Genomic DNA, 17,616 nt, shown 5'->3' with positions numbered 1-17,616 from the left:
TCTCTTTCTGCAAAGCTCTTTTAAATAAGAGTATTTGTGCAAACCGCGATTCGTATTGAGTCGCGGTTTTCTTCTTTAAGAGAGAAGAAGTTATTGCCAAACCAGTTTATCCCACTTGGCGTTGCCCCAGTCGATGGTGTTTTCAATCACGATGTTGACACTGGTGACTTCCGCAACAGCTATTACAGGGAGCAGGGTGAGGTAGAGCAGAGCGTATTTCATAAGTCGATCCATCAATTTATTGTTTGCTGTATCCCGTACACGGGGACATTAAACACTCTGTGTAAAATAAATTAATAAACTCTCACTCTGATCTAAAAAATATCTATTGAGATCACTTTTTTTCATAGAACAGCTCTTTTATCAACGCCGTATTTAAGATACTATTTCGTCATTCGTGACCGATGGTCACACTTTGACTGGCGGTCTTAAAGTGACTGTTGGTCCTTGTGTGACTAGTGGTTCCCATTTAAAAACAATGGCTTAATATTAGCTAAAGTTGAGAAAAGCATGCCTGAATCTAGAAAAGAGCGAGAATTTCGGTTGCGTGAGCAAGAAATCTTAGATGCTGCCGCTGCCTTATTTGAAGAGAAAGGACTAGATAATGTCACTGTCGCCGATATCGCAAAAACGACTGATATTGGTAAAGGAACGATTTACAAGCACTTCGTTAGTAAAGACACCATTATGGCGCGCTTGTCGTGTGATTTTGCTTATGAAGTATTAGATCGAATGGCTATGGTTGATAGTTCACAATCATGCCAGCACCAGATGCGTCAATTGTTTGAATTGAGCTTTGTATCTCATATCGAATCACCGCTAAAAAGCGAACTCTGCCGTCGTTGCGATCAAGAAGTGTTCTATGATCGTCTACCACCTGAATATCAACAAGCTTTTGATGATATTGAGATGAAATACTTTCAAATGCTCAGTGGTATTTTTGCACAGGGAGTAGCAGAAGGCGTTTTACCAGAAAAACCTATTGATGAACTCTTGTTAGGAGCATTTGCAACATATCTCGGTGCCTTAGATATGCTCAACAACAAAACATTTCGCTGTTTTAAGGACTCCCCCGCCTTAACCCGAGACAAATTTATTACCAATATTATTAATTTTACTATGACAGGAATATTTGGTTACTCAGATACACCAGCTAATCTGTCAGGAGACTCACATGAATAAATCCGTTGTTATGGCGTCGGCCTTAACTGGTCTATTAATCGTTTGGATGTTATCTGGTAGCAGTGAAGCGCCAGCAGAGCAAGCCGAAAGCGGCGATAGTAATGCCAATAAACTAATGAGCGTGGTGGTTAAGCCATCTGAAGCGAAATTAGTGGCAAAGAAAATTACCGTGCAAGGACAAGTTGAACCTAACCGCGTTCTGTCCTTAAAAACCGAAGTTGACGGCAAGATTATCGAGTTGCCTGTTGAATTGGGTAGTCGTGTCGAAAAAGGCGATGTGCTGGCTAAGGTTGATTTAAAAACGCGTTTAGCGCAGCGCGAGCAAGCCATTGCTAATCTTAAGTATCAAGAGAAAGAGCTAGAAGCGACTAAAAAATTATTTGATCGCAAGCTAGAGTCTGGCAGTCGTTTAAGCTTACAACAAGCAAATGTAGCTGCGGCAAAAGCTTCACTTGAGCAAATTAATTATGACATCGAAAACTCGACTATTAGTGCGCCATTCGACGGTGTATTCGATCGTCGTTACGTTGAGCTAGGTGATTACTTAGATCGCGGACAGCAAGTGATTTCACTAGTCGATGATTTGAAACTAAAAATCACTGCCATGGTGCCACAGCAACAAGTAGACAGTTTAGTACTAGGTCAAGATGTTACAGCGCAGCTGATTAACGGTGAAAGCATTCACGGTGCTCTGTCATTTATCTCGGCAACTGCTGATGAAAATACCCGTAGCTACCGTATCGAAGTGCTGGTGGACAACCCTGAGCACCGCCGTTTGGTGGGTATGACTGCATCACTTAATATCCCGGTTAAAGAAGTCGAAGGACACTTGGTAAGTGCATCGTCGATTAGTCTCGATAATCAAGGTCGCCTACAGGTAAAAGCGGTGGATGAAAACAATCAGGTTGTCGCTTATCCGGTGACTATTGTACGCACTGATAGTGACAAAGTGTGGCTGGCGGGACTGCCATCAAACATTTCATTAATTACCTTAGGTCAGGATTTTGTGATTGCTGGCCAAACTGTCGACGTAAGCCAAGGTTAGGAAGGTTATTATGATTAATGCACTAATCAATGCCGCCGTTGACCGCGCAAGGACCACCATGATGATCTTGGTGTTCTTGTTCATCAGTGGTTTGGTGGCATTTAATTCTATTCCCAAGGAATCGCAGCCTGACGTTGCCATTCCTATTATCTATGTGTCGATGACCTATGATGGCATTTCTCCAGAAGATGGTGAGCGCTTACTAGTGCGTCCGATGGAGAAAGAGCTGAAATCTATCGAAGGCATCAAAGAAATGCGCGCCGTTTCTGGTGAAGGTCATGCCTCGGTAACGCTTGAATTTGACGCGGGTTTTGACGCCGATAAAGCACTGCTTGATGTGCGTGAAAAAGTCGATGCTGCGAAAAGTAAATTGCCTGCTGACACTGACGAACCGCAAATTCACGAAGTAAATGTCGCGTTATTTCCTGTATTGAGTTTAGCGCTATCAGGTGATGTTCCTGAGCGGGTGGTGCGTCGTATTGCTCGCGATTTAAAAGACAATATCGAAGGACTTTCTGGCGTACTAGAAGTTGATATTGGTGGCGATCGCGAAGAGCTAATGGAAGTGATTGTCGATCCACAAGCGCTTGAAAGCTACAACATCGATTACTACGAATTATTGCGTACTATCGATTTTAACAACCGCCTTGTTGCAGCTGGTGCGATTGATACTGACAACGGTCGACAGGTGCTAAAAGTACCGGGCGTTATCGACAACGTTGAAGACATGCTGAACATGCCAGTTAAAGTGGTTGGCGATCAGGTGGTGACTTTCCAAGACATCGCGAGCGTGCGTTCAACCTTTAAGGATCCTGAAGGCTTTGCCCGCGTTGGTGGTAAGCCAGCGATGGTATTAGAGGTCAAAAAGAAAGTTGGTGCCAACATCATTCAAACCATCGAAGAAGTTCAGGCACTGGTTAACGAGCATCAAAAACTGTGGCCACAAGGCTTAAAACACAGCTACATCATGGATCAGTCGACGCAGGTTAAAACCATGCTTGATGATCTGCTTAACAACGTAATGACAGGCATAGTTCTGGTAATGATTATTATCCTTGGCGCTATGGGTCTGCGTTCATCGTTATTAGTTGGTTTGGCTATTCCGGGTTCATTCCTTGCGGGTATCTTAGTACTGAATATGATTGGTTACACGCTTAACATCGTTGTGTTATTCAGTCTAATTCTCGTGGTAGGTATGCTGGTAGATGGCGCTATTGTTGTTATCGAGCTTGCCGACCGTCGTATGAAGCAGGGCATAGCACCGAAAGAGTCGTTCGCTTACGCGGCGCGTCGCATGGCGTGGCCTGTAATAGCAGCAACGCTAACCACACTGGTCGTATTCATGCCGCTAGTATTCTGGCCGGGCGTTGTTGGTCAGTTTATGAAGTATCTGCCAATTACCGTATTGTTCTGTCTAACGGCTTCACTGCTAATGGCGTTGGTATTTATGCCGGTGCTTGGTGGCGTAATCAGTCGCAGCAAGGGCGTGCAATCAGTAGCTGATGAAGATGAACTGCCTGATACTGAATTTAATAAGCGCTATCGTTCAATCTTGGCGACACTACTGCGTCACCCAGGCAAAACGCTTGGCGCTGCATTGTTGTTGATTGCGGGCACTTATTTAGCCTATTTCCAACTGGGGCACGGTGTTGAATTCTTCCCGGAAACTGAGCCTGAATCAGCATTGGTAGATATTCACGCTCGCGGCGATTTATCTATCGCCGAAAAAGATGCTTTATTGTTCCAAGTTGAGCGCCGCTTATTAGACTTTAAAGAGTTAAAATCTGTGTACGGTCGCAGCTTTAGCAAAGTTGATGGCGAAAAGACGGAAGATGTTATCGCAACCATTCAATTTCAGTTTGTTGACTGGGAGCAGCGTCGTCCTGCCCAAGAAATTTTGCAGAATATGCGTGAAGTCACCAAGGATATCGCCGGTGTGCAGCTTGAATTCAAGAAAGCCGATGATGGTCCTGTTCAAGGTAAACCATTCAAGCTCCTCGTTAGTGGTTTGGACAACAAAAACATTTATGCCACGGTAGCGAAAATTCGCAACATGATGGATGACATGGGGGGCTTTGAAGCCGTTGAAGATAACCGTCCATTACCGGGTATCGAGTGGCGTTTAAAAGTAGATCGTCAAGAAGCGGGTCGTTATGGCGCTAATATCAGTGTCATTGGTAACGCGGTTCAAATGGTGACCAACGGCATTAAAGCCGCTGAATTCCGTCCTGATTCGTCAGATGATGAAGTTGATATTCGCATTCGCTTTCCACGAGAGCAGCGCAGCTTGGATCAGCTGTTACAGCTTAAGATCAATACAGTACAAGGCTTAGTGCCACTGTCTAACTTCGTGACGCTTGAGCCAGCGAATAAGACTAGTACGGTTAACCGCGTTGATAGTCGCCGTGTTGTAACTATTCAAGCAGAGCCTGCGCCGGGCTTCTTGTTAAACGACTTAGTGGTTGAAATGGGCGAAAAACTAAAAGCTGAGCAGTTCCCGTTAGATATTCGTTTTAAGTTTAAAGGTGAGCAAGAGCAGCAAGAAGAAACAGGCGCTTTCTTAGCGACCGCTTTTGCCATTGCGATTTTCTTAATGGCGCTTATTTTGGTGACCCAATTTAACAGCTTCTACCAAACGGCCTTGGTATTGTCGGCGATTGTCTTTTCAACGGCAGGTGTTTTATTAGGCTTACTAGTGACGGGACAAACCTTCGGTATCGTAATGGTGGGCGTAGGTATTATCGCGCTAGCGGGCATCGTGGTTAACAACAATATCGTCTTGATTGACTGTTACAATGATCTGCGCCAAAAGGGTCATAAACCATATGATGCGGCATTGATTACTGGTAGCTTGCGTTTGCGTCCGGTATTACTAACGGCAGTAACAACTGTTCTTGGTTTAATGCCGATGGTGCTGGCGATGAATATCGATTTAATCGGCCGTAGCATTAGTTTTGGCGCGCCATCGACTCAATGGTGGACACAATTATCGAGTGCTATTGCAGGTGGTTTAAGCTTCGCCACTCTACTAACCTTGTTCTTAACACCATGTCTCTTGATCATTGGTGACAAGCTCGGTGGTAGTCGTCGCTATCAATCTGTTGCTCAAAATAACAGCAGTCAGACGTTCAATGACAAAAAAGTTGATGCAACTGTTGTTACTGGCATAGCAAAGTAATAAAGGTGCTAAATGTCTTGAAATGACATTGATTTTTCGTGAAAAAGCGGCCAATAGGTCGCTTTTTTTATATTCTTAAATAGTCGAAATATTAAAGGATATCACCAATTGTAATAAGGTTGTTAATGAGAATGGTTTGCATTAATTGTAAAGAAACGTAAAATGCCGCCCAAATTTAATCTCTCTTAATTAAATCATGGCTGGTCTTATGAAACTTAGTTACCTCTCTCTAGCAGTTTCTGCTGCGCTTTTACCATTGTCTGCAATGGCCGCTGACAAGGCGCCTGAAAAGAAAAAATCTGATATGGAAGTTATTCAAGTAAAAGGTACTTACTTCAATAACTACAAAGTAGACAATGCATCAGGCGCAATGCGCTCAAATACCTCGCTCATGGAAACGCCACAAGCGGTTACTGTTATTCCAGAGACGATCATCGATGAGCAACTTGCGACAACGCTTGGTGAAGTACTTAACAACGACGCGAGTTTGTCACCGGGTTCTAAGCAGCGTAACCGTGAAGTATTTAGCTCACGTGGTTTCACGCTAAGCTCGTCTAACGGCTACCTGCGCGACGGTCACCAACACTGGTCTCATTACCAACAGCCAATTGAAACACTTGAGCGCGTAGAAGTAATCAAAGGCCCATCAAGCATCCTGTACGGACAGTCTGCGCCGGGCGGCTTAGTAAACATGGTTACTAAAAAGCCAACGTCAAAGCGTTTAATTGACTTAAGCTTCGATACTGATCAAAACGGCTCTACGCGTTTCATGGGCGACTTTGGTGGTCAAATCGTTGATGATTTAACTTTCCGCAGTGTGTTAGTAAAACAAGACGTTAAGTACGATCGCGAATACCAAAATGGTGAAGAGCGCGAGCGTGACCGTTTCCTAGGTTCGGTATCTTTCGATTACGCAGCGACCGAAGATTTAATCTTTAACGTTTACTACGATCGCACTAACGACAAAGCAGGCCTAGACACTGGTGCTTGGTTAGATGCAGATGGTGAAGTAATTGGCGATAAGAACAAAATTTACGATTTCTCTTGGGCATTTACTGACATCACAGTAAACAACGTTGGCGCTAAAGCAACTTACTACATCAACGATGCATGGACAGTAAAAGTTGGCTACAACGAGCAAACATTCGAGCGTCAACGCTTTGAATCTGCGCCTAAAAAGCCAAGTGATTACGTTGCTGGTCAAGAGTACAGCTCTAGCCCATACGATCGTTTCGACGACTGGCAGTTCAAAACAGCATTCGTTGATTTAACGGGGCAATTCAAGCTAGGCAGCACTGAGCACAACGTATTATTCGGTGCTAACAAGTTAGATTACTACTACGGTCAATTACGTACTAAATCAAGCAGCATCAAGCACACGCCAGGCCAAACTGAGCCAGCACGCCCTGATGTTAGCTACAAGACAGATGACACGCTATACACCAGTGAATATGACTACTACGGTTTCTACTTCCAAGACTTAGTAACCTTTAACGACGAGTGGCAAGTAGCATTTGGTGGTCGTTTCGACCAGCAAAACCGCGAAGGTGCTGACAGCGATTCATTCGTACCTAAGTTTGGCGTGCTATACCACCCACAAGACGACATGACTGTTTACGTGAACTACTCAGAAGGTTTTGAGCCACAACGTAGCGAAACACTAAACAACGAAACCGATCTTAACCACGGCATGGCATTAGATGCAGTTGAGTCTAAGCAAGTTGAAATCGGTGGTAAATGGCAGGTTTCTGAACGTCTATTAGTAGAAACTGCAATTTTCGATATCGAAAAGAGCGGTACGCTAATTTCTACGCCAGTGTTAGACAACCCTAACTTTGACTCAATCACTACGCAATCTGGTTTACAGCGTCACAAAGGTTTTGAGTTATCGGCACAAGGTGCGGTAACTGATCGTTTATTCCTAATGGCATCAACGATGTACCTAAACGCTAAGTACGAGCGCGATGCTAAATACCAAGGCAAAACGCCTGTTGATGCACCAAAATGGTCGGCAGCGGTTTGGTCTCGTTACGAACTAAATGAAGCAATCGCTTTCAACGCTGGTGTGTTCTATCAAGGTAAACGTTTTGCCGATAGTGCAAACACTGTTGAGAAAGACGGTTACGCACGTGTTAACTTAGGTGCGACTTACAGCACTGAGTTCTCTGGCCAAGCTGTTGATTTTAGATTAAATATTGAAAATCTATTCGACACCGATTATGTTGCAGGCGGTGGTTTAAACAACGTGACTGTTGGCAACGGCACTATGGCGCGTTTGGAAGTTAAAACATCTTTCTAATTCAATAAAAACAATATAAGAATTAGATAGTTAGCTGAATGTTAAACCAGCACTCTACGGGGTGCTGGTTTTTTGGGTTTCTACAGCCTTAAAAATTTAAGTAACAAAATAAGCAATAAAAAGAGCAATAGCATGAGCATTAGAAAAATACTATTTTGGTTTCACCTTATCATTGGGTGTAGTGCCGCGATTTTCATCTTCTTGATGTCTATTACTGGCGGTCTACTAACCTACGAACGTCAAATGATTAACGCAGGCAAACGCGCCGACTATCCAGTAGTTGCCGCCGATGCAAAGCATCTATCGATGGCGCAAGTCAAAGACATTGCCAGCGCCTATCCAGTCGAGCGCAGCTTATCGATCATTTTAAGCAATGAGCATAACGCGCCGATTATGCTGCGTGATGGCCGTAAAACATTAGCATATCTTCATCCTGTCACAGGTGAAAAATTGGTAGAGCCGGGTAAGGAATCAACGCTGTTTTGGCGTAAAGTTCGCGCCTTCCACCGCTGGTTAACGCTTGATGGCAAATTCAGCACCAATGGTCGCTGGGTCAATGGCGTATCTAACGCTATTTTTGTGTTACTCGCGCTAACAGGTATTTACCTGTGGCTACCAAAACGCTTTAACCGCCGTGCCTTTAAAAAGCAGTTAACGCTGCCGGGCAACTACACCAGCACTAAAGCGCGTGATTATCAATGGCACAATGTATTTGGTATTTATTTAACGCCAGTGTTAGTAGTGCTTGCAGCAACAGCGCTGTTTTTCTCGTTCAAATGGCCAGGCGACGGTCTTAAACAAATCGTTTCAACACAGCCTGTTAAAGAGCTCGCTAAACCTGTGGCATTAGCACCAGAGCAATCGACGCAACTTGTAAGCTTAGATTCTCAACTAAGTATGCTCAAAGATACTTATCCAGAGTGGCAAACTATCCGCTTCTCGGTAGCAGCTGAGCCACAAAACGTTAGCATCTTCAGTGTCGATAATGGTAATGGCGGCGAGCCGAAGAAACGTTTCTCGGTAGCCGTTGATAACCTAACAGGTGTAATCGCCGATACGTCTGGTTTCGACGATTACTCAACCTATCGCAAAATCCGCAACTGGGTACGCTTCGCTCACACTGGTGAGTACTACGGTATTGTCGGTCAAACCATCGCTGGTGTCGCTTCATTCATGGCGTGTTTGTTGGTTTACACTGGCGTAATGCTATCGTGGCGTCGTTGGAAAAATCGCAAGAAATAGGGCGCTGTTAGCGTATTATTGATGATTAAAAAAGCCCGCATTGACTGATTAAGTGATGCGGGCTTTATTTGCGTACTATCGACTGATTAGTGTTAGTTAGAAGCCATTGACCGAAATATTTAAAAGCTATTTAATATTCAAGATACTCAACATATTTTAAGAACAAGTAGCTGAATTCTTGCGTTAATTTCGAAAAGGAATTAACAACCGCAATATCGTTATCTCTGTTATAAAGTTTGGCGATGTCTTTTGAAAGCTGTAAGGCTTGCGTGGCGTTTAACGGCTCTTTACGCTGAAAGCCAACGAGTGATGCACCTATTCCAAATAGTTTATATCCATAATTTTTCTCTAGATGCTTCGCAAGTGCGTAATTATCAAATGGACTGAGATCACATGCAAAATACCCATTCGGAAATGCGCAAATGGCCGAAGCAGGATATTCAACAGGAACTATTTTTATTACAACTTCACGGTCAATATAGTCGAGTGGATTTGCGTGTATTTTCTCAATAACACTGAGCTCTTTGTTATCTAAAGTCAGACTTTCACGACAAACATTTGAGAAAGTGACGGATTTAGCTTTTGCAATAAAATTGCTCTTTTGTATAAAAAATTCTGATTTTGTAGATAGATAACCAATGTGTTCCCCATCTTCAAAGGCAGAGGAGTCAACCGTTGATAAATCATGGCCTTCAATATCATCTAAGTCATGAGACATTATTGCATGCATAGACGTGTATTCTGCTTGACCTAAATCATCTAGTGTTGTTAACGCGACATGATTGGGATATTTACTCTCAAACTCAGCTAGTTTGTCGAGAATATCATTTAGAGATTTTATTTCAGTGCCGCGGTACTCATCGCAGAGCACTTCATAATTTGTATCGTCTAGCGATAAAATACTAGTCTTCACCGATCAAGTTCCTTGTGTAAATGGCTTATAAAGGGTTATTTATAAACTGATGGCATTCTTATTATGCGCCGCAGCCTGTTATATAGCGGGACTATTATTTCATGCGCTGCTCTTGATATTGGAATAAACCTTTAAGCGCATTAAGAAGGCCTGCGACCATTGTGAAATCATGGGAATCATTATCGAACTCATCGAGCAGCAAACTTGAGTTTAAATGACGATTTCGAACGAGCGTCTGCGTTAACGAGTCATAGATATCTCGCATTTTTCCGCCTTCGTTACCTATCGCCATATAGAGATACGTCGGTACTTGTTTTCCCGATGTTACATATTGTTTAGCCGCTGCCGATGTTTCTCTTGCGCCCCACCAAACCGCAGGACTAAAAGCTAAATGGCTTTGAAAGAGAGTAGGTCGCGATTGAAAACTATGTACGACTAACAGCCCTGCGATAGAGTGACCAGCTAAGATGTTGAAACCATTTGTGCGGTAGTTTCTAGTTATCTGTGGCATTAACTCTTTTTCTATAAAATCTAGAAATAGATCGCCACCACCACCTTCGCCAACAGGCCCTCTCGGGTTTTTATTGACTGTCGGTGCAAAATCTCTAAGTCGATTTTGACTAGAAATACCAATAACTATGTGTTCGTTTGCGCCATTAGATATATGTAATCGGCGTAACGTTGCATCTACCAAATCACCATTTAATTCACCGTCGAGTACATAAAAAACGGGATATTTCTTAGTTGGATCTTTCTCGTAAGAAGATGGCAAGGCAATGGTGATTTTAGGCGCTTGGACTAAGTACTTTGACTTAGGAGTTTTCAACTCTGTGAAATTTGACGCGTTGGCTATAGTCGAGATAAAGCAGAGCAGTATTGCAGTAAGGATCTTCAAATTTTAAATTCCATTTTCTAACTAGGGAAACTAAAAGAGTATTAGATTCAAATGATTAAACTAATATGGTTGGTAACCTTAAATGATGAAAGAACAAAAGCCAACGACTTTAGTTGATTAAAAGTTTTGTTAATTCATATGAGCGTATTGTGGCTACTTTTCTTTATGTTCAAAGTATTCTGAAAAGCCATTTTGCCAACGTTCGGGGTATAACCATTTAAATACTATGTCGAATAATTCCTTCTTGCTCAAGTGGCCTTTCTTGTACTTTATCCCAAAATAAATCAACGCGGTTAAGGTGCCAAACATATAAAGACAAAGAACTAATGTGATTACAAAGCTTGCAAAAAACGCAATCTGAATTGTTACGTCATGCTGTCTAATGGGAAGGTTATCTTCTATACCTAAGAAGGGGGACAGCATATGTATTAAGTAATACCAAGTGGGAAGGGCGAGTACACATCCAGCTACGCACACTTTCTTAGCTTGAACACGAAAGTAAGGTTTTAAATTAAATTCACTTCGTAAAGCGCGGATAAAAATAATAATACTCCAGTTATGTCTCTGTAAAACTAAGTTTCTATTTGGAATTGAGTGCTAATGCCGCTTCATACTCATTTATATAGTGTTCTACGTCATAAGCTGTGCCTGTATATGACAACTCTCCTGTCATTCGATTAACTATTATCGGGGCATTGCCGCTAAGCATTTCGCGAAAATCGCCAGTTTCAATGTAGGCTTTACTTTGATAGAAAAACACCCAGCCCCAATTTTTTTCTATCGTTTGTTCTGTAATTACCACACAGTCTATTGGATTGTATTTATCTTTGATTTGCTCTAGCTCGGCCTCAACCAAGCGTTGTGCTTTTTGTTTATTCACTGTCGTGGCACTTTATTGATGGAATTACATGTTCTCTGTATAAAGGTGCGCGTTTTATTCGTTACGACGCATCTCTTGTTCGCATTACTTCGCTAAAGCGCATAGCTTTGATATTACCTTGATATACAAGAAGATAGGTGTTTATTAAATGATGAACTCTAACGAGTAGTTTAATTTCATCTATTAATTGAATCGTATAGCACTCAAGCTCATTTTTGTAAACTTGGTTTAGCGAATTAACTGACATCCCATTTGGGAGACGTTTCTGCCTACTCATAACTTTTCATTTCTTCGCCAAATGTCAAAATCACTTCCGCAAGCTGCCACAATGTAATTGCCACACCAAGAAAATCCAAAGCCTCGCAAGTGTTCGGTATAGATAATATTGCAATAGCTCTGATGACCATCAATTAATGAACACTTGTGATCTCTACATAATACAAGGTCATAGTCAGGCCAATTAGGTGAAACCACTTCTAACGATTCGCCTGCCGAATTACTTTGAGGTAATCCACCACCATTGAGCCCACAAATGGTAATTGTTTCTTCCTTTAACCTACCAATTCCTTTACATGTAAGATTCCAGTCATCTAGGCCTTCATACTCTTCGTAATCTCGTTCGATTTTATTTCCCGTATCGCAATCAACCAAGCTACGACCGGAACTAGAAACAACCAAGAGAAGATTGGTTTCCACCCTTGAGAAGCCGACGCTAAGAAGCCCACCTACTGCCACAGAATTAACATGAGACCACCCTTCGGGATTTTTGTCAGCTTTCACATACCCAAGTAGATCAATGAGCCGTTTTCTATTTTCTTCTTTGTAAGAACTCATGGCTCTCCCGTGTTATAACGCCGCACATTGCGTTGTTATGCCCGCAATTATTTGCCAAATAATGCCTCTGAGAGAACACGGCTTGACAGATTATTGTTACCTGAAAGATCTGAGCGCATTGCTGCAACTATATTGCTGAATGCATTAAAGGAACCTTCGGTGTTTAAGGCTCCATAGTTTGTGAAAAACTGATGTATCTCGTTTACCACGTCATCACTACCTATTAGAACTACTCTGGTTTTAGCTTGTGTGAGCTGTTGTAGTTGCTCTAAATTTCGTTTCTCATCATGCTTGGCCGAAGACGCAATTTCAGAAACTGTATTGACCAAGTCAAGATAAGCTTGTGCACGAATATCAATAGCCTTTTTAGTCTTCTCATTTCGACGCCCAAGGTAATACTGAATTAAGGTGCTAGCCCCAACTCCAGTCAACCCAATTAGTGCCACAATTATTTTAATGTCCATAACTTCCTTTTAGGCATAACATTAGTTTATTGTGCATGCACGATAATACCGACATTACACATTTAAATTTTGCACTTACGTTATTGATAAAATATATAGCTGTCAACTACTTAATTGGTTGAAGGTCTTTGCGGGAAGATGAGTTTTTGTGAGGAAAGATTGCACTGCGGCATACATTGCAGGTCTATGCAATGTATGACGCGGATGAGGGAATTAAAAATTGTTTAATTTAGTACTTAGCCGCCGTTTTTCCATCAACCATTGTGTTTTTAATAAATTGACGTAGGTCGTCGTTAGACAGTTTTAAATCTTCTTTGCGCAAGTACATCATGTGGCCGCTGCGGTAGCCTTTGAATGACATGCGATCTTTCATTTTTCCACTTGGGTCGAGTTGCCATAGGGTGTATTTGGCGTCGAAATAGTTTGTTGCGCCGTCATAGTAACCCGCTTGTACCATTACATTTAGGTATGGATTTTGTGCCATGGCTAAGCGGAGGTTTTCGCCAGTGCGGTTACCTGTGCGATCCCATGGGTGCACATTGCCGAACATGTTGTATTTGAGATCGGTTTTGTAGTTTAACTCTTCGCGTAGATAGTAGTTAATCGCTGGGGTGAAGCTGTGTAACCATGAAGTCAATTCTGCGTTGTAATCGGGACGTGAGCCAGCGTTTTTCTTGTCGATACCAAGGTAACGCGAATCTAGACGGCCAACGGTGAATTCTTTATCACGCAGCAGCTCTTTCCAGAAGAAGCTGGTGTTAATGTCGAGGTTGTTATCTAACACCGCACGTTTTGATAACCCTGAGTAATAAGCGACTTTGTCGGCAAGAGCTTGTTTGTCATCGGCGTTAATAAAGCCGCCTTTGGCAATAGCTGGTAAGTAGCTGTCGATAGTAAAGGCTTCAACTTCTTTTAGGACATCGAGTAAATCGCGGTTTTGCAGTGCTGGTGGCAGTACTTTGTGATGCCATGCTGTGGCTGTGAAGTATGGCAGACGGTTAGCCGCTTTCACTGGGCCTTTGCGCTCGATGCCGATATCGGTTGGTGATACTAAAATCACGCCGTTTAAATACATCCATTGACGCGATTGAAGTTCTAGCGCTAAACCAGAAACACGGGTTGTACCGTAGCTTTCACCGATAAGGTATTTAGGTGAGCGCCAGCGATTATTGCGAGTGACGAAGGTGTTAATCCAATCGGCGAGGTATTTAACATCCGCATTAACGCCAAAGAACATTTTCTTTTGTTTGTCCTTGCTCGGCATTTTACCGTCTTTGTTTGGTAGCACACGTGAATAGCCGGTATTTACTGGGTTTACGAATACGATGTCGGCGATATCTAGCACTGAGTGGGGATTAGTTTTTACGCCATAAGGTTGTAGCGGATAGCCTTCATCGTCAACGTTTAGAGTTTTCGGACCAGTGTAAGCCACGTGCATCCAAACTGATGCTGAGCCGGGACCACCGTTAAATGAAATCAGTAATGGGCGCTTGGCCTTGTTTTTAATATCGGTGCGTTGGTAGTAGGTGTAAAACAAACTAGCTGTTGGCTCGCCTTCGCTATTCCAAACTGGTTGGGTGCCTGTGGTGGCGGTGTATTTGACTTTCTTACCGTTAATGGTGGTGCTGTGCTTGGTGGTATTGCTAGCGTCGATTTCAATGTTACGACTGTAGTCTTTGGCGGCGCTGTTAAAGCTAACTAACAGCACCATGCTCAAGCCGAGCAAAAAAGGTGAGGTTTTCATAGTGATTCCATGTTGTTATTTTTTGTTATGTTATCACCAATCGTCCTATTTCTAAGCGCCTTGTTTTAACTAAAGTGTGTACAAATGTGTTTGAGATATCACCATTGTTTTAAGCGCTTTGACTCATGCTCCGCAATACGATTTTTAAACATTTCGGCGCAGTATCTAACTCATTAGCCACCGATGCTGACACTATCGCGCCTTCCTTTAAGACACAAATTAATGTCAGTAGCTGTTCGTCATCTGATGATAAATGGCTAGCGATGAGCTCGCGTACAGCTTGTTTGTGCTGCTGGCAGTATTGATTTATCGGGTGTGATTTATCGGAGAATTCGGCGCTGGTGTTGATGAAGAAGCAGCCGTTGAATGGTGTAAGTTCTGACACTTGATTGTTGAACCAACGGTGCAGCGCATTAAACAAATTTGAGATAACTTGCTTGTCGCCACTCGCCTTTGATAATTCTGCCGATAGCCAGCCTAAAAACTTTTCATCGCGCGCTTGCAGCGCCGCCAAAATCAGATCTTCTTTAGTGCTGAAATGGTTGTACAGCGTCTTTTTTGCAACGCCAGATACTTTAAGAACTTCGTTAATACCAATGCTGTTGATGCCGTGTTTATAAAAAAGGTTAAGGGCAGTTTCTACTAATAATTGTCGTTTGGCGCTCATTTTTTCAATTCGTGGTGCAGAGGATTAATAGGAAGATTGACACAAGTAGACAAAGTTGTCTACACTTGCGTTTTTTCTTGGTAGACAATGTTGTCTACTTTTGTGAGGGCGTGAAATGCTTGATAGAGACTCGTTAATTAAATCTGTTTTTGCAGGTGTTGGCGCTGCAGTAGCAATTGGACTGTTGGCGTGGTTAGACACGTTGCAAACAGGATTGATGTTTTTAATGGCGCCATTAGGGGCGAGTGCTGTCTTGGTATTTGGTGTGCCTGATAGTCCGTTAGCACAACCTAAAAATGTCATTTTTGGACACTTTTTAACTGCTGTAATCGGTGTGACTTTTGTGGTGTTGTTTCCCGTAACGCCTATCACTATTGCGTTGGCTACCGGCTTAGGAGTGAGCGGGATGTTAATGACTAAAACGACTCATCCGCCCGCAGGTGCTAATCCCATCTTAATTTTAATGGCGGGTGCTGGATGGCCGTTTTTGCTTTTTCCTGTCTTTGTCGGCGCAATTGCGATTGTCTTGATTGGAAAGGTTTTCGCTGAAATAAATAAACAGGTTATTGCTAAACCGATGTAACCCTCACTTAACTTGCCTTTGGTTAGTCTATGGCCATTGCTAGAAAAAACGTTGTGTTTTTTCGTTTAAATGGAGAGTTGTTTGATGAAACTAATTGAGACTGGCTCTTTGATGCCGCTGAGTTCGATATCTAAATTTATATATCATGTGGCTGTTGTAATATGCTGCATTTTTGTTGGCATTGTTGCTGTACTTGGCATTGAATGGTTATTAAGTGGCGAGGCTAAATGGGCCATTATTGATAATGCCTATCAAGTGATTGTGCATTCGTGGCAGTTGATGCTGATTGGCGTTAGTTATGGCTTTTGGCTGATTGCATTAGCATTCTTATTTGCACTATTTAGTATCTATCAGCTGGTGAATAATTTGGCTGACGTATAACGCCTCTTGAGGCGTTTTATTTTAAATGAACTGTATTTTCAAACCATTCAAATATCAGGCGTAACCGCTAGCTAACCCCATCTCTTTTACCATGTTGAACATTGGATAACTCACTACACAATGTTCGACAGGATCAAAATATGTTTTCTAACCGTTTTTCGTTTGGCCGCTCTGCTTTATTAGGCGCTCTGGGCATAGGACTAATTATTGCGGCGCTATTTTACAACAGCGTTGCCATTGCTAATCGCCCTGTTGTCGAACCTGAAAAGGCAATTGTTTCACTGCAACGCGTGTCGGTGATGGAGGTTTCTCCGGCGCTATTTCCTATCGTGTTGCAGGGGAATGCTCAAGCGCAGCCAAAGTATCAATTGGCTCTGACTTCCCAAGTGAATGGACAAGTACAACGACTTGCTGAAAATTTTGAGTCGGGCAAGTTGTTTCGTAAGGACGATGTCTTAGCATGGATTGAACCAACGCAATATCAACAATCACTGGCTGGTGCGCTGCAAGCCGTTGAGCAGGCCAAGGTGTCGATTTTAGAGGAAGAGCGTCAGCGCAAGATTGTCGAGCGTGATCGCGGTGTTAAAAAACAACATGGATCTGCGCTTGTCTATCGTACGCCCCAGCTCAAAGCCGCGAAAGCGGGGCTTGAAACCGCGCAGCGTCAAGTGGCTATTGCAAAACGAGACTTAGACAATACACACATCAAGGTGCCATTTGATGCGTTAGTGGTTCAACGCGCGGTGGCACCAGGTCAATATGTACAACAAGGTCAACAAGTTGCCACCTTGTACGATGCTAATACGATGGAGTTTCGCGTGTTCTTGCCAAATAATCAGTGGCGTTTACTCACTCGGCAATGGCGCAATGGAGCGATTATTCCCGCTACGATTAAGAGCTTGCAAGGGGATATCTGGCATGGGCGCGTAGATCGCATCGAGCAGCACATTGATTTGGCTAATCAGCAACGAGCGGTAATTGTGCGTGTTGATCAACCACTCAAACAGCAACCCCAATTGTTTGCCGGCACTTTTACTCATGTTGAGTTAACTCTTGATATCGATGAGCCGTTGTTAGCTATTCCTGCAAAAAGTGTTAGCGCAGACGGCCAGCTTTGGTTTGTCAAAGATAACTACCTTAATGCAATGGATGTCGAGATTGTTTATCAAAAAGATGGCGTTGTTTATATTAAACCGCCGTTATCTCTGGCACACCCACAGCAATCTGACGTTTTAAATATTGTTGCTACGCCATTGCCAACGTTTGTCGTTAAGCAATCTGTGCTTGCCGTTGCAGCGCAAAGCTAGGG

16 protein-coding genes are annotated in these 17,616 nt (G+C 42.9%); 8 read left to right on the top strand and 8 right to left on the bottom strand.

The window, feature by feature from the left end; translation table 11 throughout:
• Positions 1–90: 90 nt before the first annotated feature.
• A complete protein-coding gene (locus tag MHM98_RS06915) occupies positions 91–234 on the bottom strand; it encodes a hypothetical protein (protein WP_239438528.1) in 144 nt (47 codons plus the stop codon).
• Between the two features lie 276 nt (positions 235–510).
• Between MHM98_RS06915 and MHM98_RS06910 the strand changes: the two genes are divergently transcribed.
• The 5 genes from MHM98_RS06910 to MHM98_RS06890 all read left to right on the top strand — a co-directional run bounded on the left by MHM98_RS06910 (position 511) and on the right by MHM98_RS06890 (position 8,946).
• The gene (locus tag MHM98_RS06910) at positions 511–1,182 is read left to right on the top strand and encodes a TetR/AcrR family transcriptional regulator (protein WP_239438527.1); all 672 of its coding nucleotides are present in this window, start codon (positions 511–513) and stop codon (positions 1,180–1,182) included.
• Positions 1,175–2,227 carry an efflux RND transporter periplasmic adaptor subunit gene (locus MHM98_RS06905; protein WP_239438526.1) on the top strand — a complete coding sequence of 351 codons (1,053 nt, stop codon included), beginning with the start codon at positions 1,175–1,177 and terminating at the stop codon, positions 2,225–2,227. Before MHM98_RS06910 ends, MHM98_RS06905 begins: the two co-directional genes overlap by 8 nt.
• Before the next feature lie 10 nt (positions 2,228–2,237).
• Positions 2,238–5,405 (top strand): efflux RND transporter permease subunit, encoded by a 3,168-nt coding sequence (locus MHM98_RS06900; protein WP_239438525.1) that lies wholly within the window; start codon positions 2,238–2,240, stop codon positions 5,403–5,405.
• Between the two features lie 208 nt (positions 5,406–5,613).
• Positions 5,614–7,704, top strand: a complete 2,091-nt coding sequence (locus tag MHM98_RS06895; RefSeq protein ID WP_239438524.1) for a TonB-dependent siderophore receptor — start codon at positions 5,614–5,616, stop codon at positions 7,702–7,704.
• Between the two features lie 132 nt (positions 7,705–7,836).
• Positions 7,837–8,946, top strand: coding sequence for a PepSY-associated TM helix domain-containing protein (locus tag MHM98_RS06890; protein ID WP_239438523.1), 1,110 nt, complete (start codon positions 7,837–7,839; stop codon positions 8,944–8,946).
• Positions 8,947–9,076: 130 nt separating this feature from the next.
• Here the strand turns inward: MHM98_RS06890 and MHM98_RS06885 are convergent, their stop codons facing one another.
• From MHM98_RS06885 to MHM98_RS06855, 7 genes are all read right to left on the bottom strand, one after another.
• On the bottom strand, positions 9,077–9,859 hold the full coding sequence (locus tag MHM98_RS06885; protein ID WP_239438522.1) for a hypothetical protein: 783 nt from the start codon (positions 9,857–9,859) through the stop codon (positions 9,077–9,079).
• 94 nt (positions 9,860–9,953) lie between these two features.
• Positions 9,954–10,754 carry an alpha/beta hydrolase-fold protein gene (locus tag MHM98_RS06880; protein WP_239438521.1) on the bottom strand — a complete coding sequence of 267 codons (801 nt, stop codon included), beginning with the start codon at positions 10,752–10,754 and terminating at the stop codon, positions 9,954–9,956.
• Positions 10,755–11,334: 580 nt separating this feature from the next.
• On the bottom strand, positions 11,335–11,634 hold the full coding sequence (locus MHM98_RS06875; RefSeq protein ID WP_239438520.1) for a YrhB domain-containing protein: 300 nt from the start codon (positions 11,632–11,634) through the stop codon (positions 11,335–11,337).
• A gap of 273 nt (positions 11,635–11,907) precedes the next feature.
• Positions 11,908–12,468 (bottom strand): hypothetical protein, encoded by a 561-nt coding sequence (locus MHM98_RS06870; RefSeq protein WP_239438519.1) that lies wholly within the window; start codon positions 12,466–12,468, stop codon positions 11,908–11,910.
• A gap of 47 nt (positions 12,469–12,515) precedes the next feature.
• Positions 12,516–12,932 carry a hypothetical protein gene (locus tag MHM98_RS06865; protein WP_239438518.1) on the bottom strand — a complete coding sequence of 139 codons (417 nt, stop codon included), beginning with the start codon at positions 12,930–12,932 and terminating at the stop codon, positions 12,516–12,518.
• A gap of 229 nt (positions 12,933–13,161) precedes the next feature.
• Entirely contained in the window at positions 13,162–14,643 is a 1,482-nt protein-coding gene (locus MHM98_RS06860; RefSeq protein ID WP_239438909.1) for a carboxypeptidase, read from the bottom strand.
• Positions 14,644–14,785: 142 nt separating this feature from the next.
• Positions 14,786–15,343, bottom strand: a complete 558-nt coding sequence (locus MHM98_RS06855; protein WP_239438517.1) for a TetR/AcrR family transcriptional regulator — start codon at positions 15,341–15,343, stop codon at positions 14,786–14,788.
• 115 nt (positions 15,344–15,458) lie between these two features.
• Between MHM98_RS06855 and MHM98_RS06850 the strand changes: the two genes are divergently transcribed.
• The 3 genes from MHM98_RS06850 (at position 15,459) to MHM98_RS06840 (ending at position 17,614) form a co-directional block, all read left to right on the top strand.
• A complete protein-coding gene (locus MHM98_RS06850; RefSeq protein WP_239438516.1) occupies positions 15,459–15,926 on the top strand; it encodes an HPP family protein in 468 nt (155 codons plus the stop codon).
• A gap of 84 nt (positions 15,927–16,010) precedes the next feature.
• A complete protein-coding gene (locus MHM98_RS06845) occupies positions 16,011–16,307 on the top strand; it encodes a hypothetical protein (RefSeq protein ID WP_239438515.1) in 297 nt (98 codons plus the stop codon).
• Between the two features lie 140 nt (positions 16,308–16,447).
• Positions 16,448–17,614: an efflux RND transporter periplasmic adaptor subunit gene (locus MHM98_RS06840; protein WP_239438514.1), complete on the top strand. Its 1,167-nt coding sequence runs from the start codon at positions 16,448–16,450 to the stop codon at positions 17,612–17,614.
• The last annotated feature ends 2 nt before the right edge of the window (positions 17,615–17,616 follow it).

It is taken from the genome of Psychrobium sp. MM17-31, from assembly GCF_022347785.1.
In the GTDB taxonomy this organism is placed as follows: domain Bacteria; phylum Pseudomonadota; class Gammaproteobacteria; order Enterobacterales; family Psychrobiaceae; genus Psychrobium.
Note: the sequence above shows the minus strand (reverse complement) of the source record. Positions and strands in the feature narration are given on the sequence as shown.